The sequence below is a fragment of the Stenotrophomonas maltophilia group sp. SKK55 genome, assembly GCF_057179845.1.
Genome location: NZ_JBXUHP010000021.1, coordinates 1 through 328, shown reverse-complemented (window position 1 = coordinate 328; position 328 = coordinate 1). Strand labels below are relative to the sequence as shown.

The window sequence follows — 328 nt, the reverse complement described above, 5'->3', positions numbered from 1 at the left end:
TCGGCAAGAATGCTGCGCGCCGAGTTGCCTGTGCAAAGGAACAGAACATTCAGGGGACGCATGTCATCGCAACCATTTATCTAGAATAATCGAAGTATTGCCTTGCCATATGTCAACTCGATGACTGCCGAAAAGGAAGCGGGCACCCCTCGGTGCCCGCTTCGCTCATCTGTTCAATGGCCCGACGACCGTGTGGCGCCTGGCGTACGATGCTTTCCCAAGCGGTCTACCAAGGTCTCACTTGCATCGTTGAGACCGAACACCTCAACGGTCGCGCCGTGCTCGCGCAGCTTCATCACTACCCGGTCGAGCGCATCAACGGCGGTCA

1 pseudogene is annotated in these 328 nt (G+C 57.0%); it reads right to left on the bottom strand.

Features of this window, described 5'->3' with window-relative positions:
• Window positions 1-173: 173 nt before the first annotated feature.
• Window positions 174-328: pseudogene (locus AC2A1N_RS13590) on the bottom strand (sodium-independent anion transporter); the annotation flags it as partial.